The organism is Pseudomonas sp. PS02290 (assembly GCF_029960075.1).
Taxonomy (GTDB): Bacteria; Pseudomonadota; Gammaproteobacteria; order Pseudomonadales; family Pseudomonadaceae; genus Aquipseudomonas.
The window spans coordinates 1-2,991 of record NZ_JASCOY010000199.1 but is presented as its reverse complement, the minus strand read 5'-3'; the positions used below and the strand labels follow the sequence as shown (position 1 = coordinate 2,991).

General features: G+C 61.0%; 3 protein-coding genes. 1 reads left to right on the top strand and 2 read right to left on the bottom strand.

Annotated elements, in window-relative coordinates:
• Positions 1-161: transposase (locus QMX88_RS29135; RefSeq protein ID WP_282373717.1), on the bottom strand; the 161-nt coding region annotated here is incomplete at its 3' end.
• Positions 162-257: 96 nt separating this feature from the next.
• Positions 258-761, bottom strand: a complete 504-nt coding sequence (locus tag QMX88_RS29130; RefSeq protein ID WP_282373716.1) for a nucleoside 2-deoxyribosyltransferase — start codon at positions 759-761, stop codon at positions 258-260.
• Positions 762-924: 163 nt separating this feature from the next.
• On the opposite strand from QMX88_RS29130, the gene QMX88_RS29125 reads away from it, so the two are divergent.
• Positions 925-2,586, top strand: coding sequence for a VRR-NUC domain-containing protein (locus QMX88_RS29125; RefSeq protein ID WP_282373715.1), 1,662 nt, complete (start codon positions 925-927; stop codon positions 2,584-2,586).
• Positions 2,587-2,991: the final 405 nt, after the last annotated feature.

The window sequence follows — 2,991 nt, the reverse complement described above, 5'->3', positions numbered from 1 at the left end:
GGCGTTGCGCCTTGGCGCTCCGCACGCACTTGTTCGACCCAGCGACGCAGCGCGGTTCGGCCAATGCTGAGGTTGTCGCAGACTTCAGGGACTGATTGGCCCTCGTCCAGCACCATGGCCGCTGCTTTGAGTTTGAATTCGTTCGAGTAAGAAGTACGCATGCCCATAACACCTCCGATTTGGGCGCCATCTTAGCGCCCGATTGAGATGTCCAAAATCATTAGGCCAGTTCAAGCTCACTCCTACAGGGGTTGGGTTCAGCCAGCCAGATGCGCAGCCAATGCCTCAATCGCCTGTTCCGCCGTCTCGCTGCTGCCCGCCCAGGTACACGCCAGCATCAAATTGCGCGGCAGCCCAAAATCCTCCACCTGAAACCCTTGCCCATCAAAGCCTGCCGCATCATGGGCGATCTGCTCGCGCAACGCGCCATTCGCTGCGAAATACGCCCACACCGGTTTGCCCAGGGCAACCGCCATGCCCACTTCGAAGGCCGTGCCTGAATCCGGTTCGGCGCCGCGAAAGGGGTTCAGGTTGGCCAGCACCGCGTCGCAGCGTTTGATCATCGCAATGTTGGCGTTGCAAATGACGGCGGCGGCTTCTTCAGGCGTCATCCCCTGCGGCACTTCGTTGTCAAAAGGGTACAAACCCTCAAGACCGTGCTGGTCGCACAGGGCTTTCAGATAGCGGCCGTGCTCGATGGCGTCGGCGCGAAATACGTCGAAGCCCGCGAGATAGACAAGGGGTTGGCTGGTGGAAGGCATGGCGATCTCCTGGAAAATGCGTGGAGCGAGTCTAACGGGTGAGCAGTGCTCTTTGGTCCGCGCCGTTGATCGGGCCGGCGCCATCCTACAGCAGGCAGGGCTGGAATCTGTACGGATAACCAGTATCCTGACGCTCTCCCGTCAGCCTTTACGTGACCTCGCCGTGAGCCTTCCCCCCCTCGACAATCCGTTTTATTACCTGGAAAACTTCCGCCAGGTGCTGAACTGGATCGCCCAGCGCTACGACGACCTGCTCGATGAAGACGAGCGGCGTTTCATCGACGACTTTGCCCAACTGCCGCAACCTGCGCAGGCGCTGCTGGTGCGCATGGTCATGCGCAAAGGCACGCTGTTCCGCGCCAGCAAGCTGGATTACGCAGAAATCGGCGATGTCCGACTGGCCGCCGCACCCTTGCTGGAGTCCGGTTGGGTGGACGGCCAACCCCATCTCGATCTCCACGCCTTGTTTGCGTTGCTGCGCAAAGACGAACTGGGCCAGTGCTTCAAGGCCCACGGCGTCAAAAGCGCCGAGAAAAAATCCGACCTCCTGCAGCGCCTGCTGCCGATCTACGAAGCACCCCAGCGCCTGGAGCACTGGTTTGCCGGGTTCGAAGAAGTGATCTTCGCGCTGCAGGTCATGCCACTGTGCGACCGGCTTCGCCTGCTGTACTTCGGCAATCTCTACCAGGAGTGGTCGGAGTTCGTGCTGGCGGACCTGGGCATCTATCGCTACGAAAAAGTCGAATTTTCCGTCGAGTCCCGTGGCATCAACCAACGCGCCGACATCGACATCTGCCTGCACCTGCACACCTGCCGGCAGGCGCTGGACGACGGCATGGCACTGGCCGACCTGGCGCCTCAAGCGCTGGCCGTCGAGACCGACAACCCTTGGCTGGCCATGCGTCGCGCCAAGCTCTTGTTCAAGATCGGTCAGCAGGCCGAGCGTGAACAGGACTGGCCGCTGGCATTGAGCGTTTACGCGCAATCCAGCTACCCCGGCGCCCGTGTGCGGAGGATCCGCGTGCTCGAACGCAGCGAGCAATTCACCGACGCGATGACGCTGCTGCTGGAAGCGCAATCGGCGCCGGAAAACGATGAAGAAACCCAACACCTGCTGCGCATACAGCCGCGTCTGAAGCGCAAGTTGGGCGAGGGCAGCGTGCAGAAACGGTTGAAACGAGCCGTCACTCGGCTTGATTTGAGTGTGCTGCCGCTTCCCGATCACAGCGTCGAACGGCTGATCCAGCAGCACCTGGCGGAAGAGGGCAGCGAGGTGCACTACGTGGAGAACGCGCTGGTCAATTCGCTGTTCGGTCTGCTCTGTTGGCGGGCGATCTTTGCGCCGCTACCCGGCGCGTTTTTCCACCCGTTCCATAGCGCACCGAGTGACCTCTACAGCCCGGACTTCTACCAGCGCCGCGCGGCCCTGTTCGACGAGTGCCTGGCGCAGCTCGACGACCAGCGCTACGAAGCAGTGATCCGCGACACCTACGCCAGCAAATTCGGACTGCAATCGCCCTTCGTGTTCTGGGGCACCCTGACCCCGGAGCTGCTGGATCAAGCGCTGCACTGCCTGCCGGCGCAACACCTCAAACGCTGGTTCCGACGCCTGCTGCAAGACATCAAAGCCAACCGCACCGGCATGCCCGACCTCATCCAGTTCTACCCTGAACAACGCCGCTACCGAATGATCGAAGTCAAAGGCCCCGGCGACCGCCTGCAAGACAACCAACTGCGCTGGATCGACTTCTGCGCCGAACATGAAATGCCGGTTGTGGTGTGCTACGTGAAATGGGCGGAAGAAGATTTGCGGGCGGCGGGGTGAAACGGAATTGGCTTAGACGGCGACAGATTAATTTACGGTGAAGCGCTGTAAATAAATCAGTCCCCTTCAAACACAGTCAATAATCCCGGCGCCTCAGCTGGCCTCTTCCCGGCTAAAGCCGGTCCCACTAACAGCGCGCGTTGCATCAGTGAGACCGGTGACGCGGAGCGTCAGAGGATGCATTCCCACGCAGAGCGTGGGAACGATCAAGATCAGGTTGAGGGGTAAGGATTGTGCTGTTGATGTTGATCTTCCACCGAGAAAGTTCAGACGCCGCCAGTCGCGACTTGGGTGCAGGCTGAACGCAGGTCTCGCGGAGTGGGCCGAGCCGCATGGATGCGGCGAGAGCGCCGTCAGGACATGGATGTCCGTTCGGCGCGGGCCCACGGAGCGAGACCGGAGTGA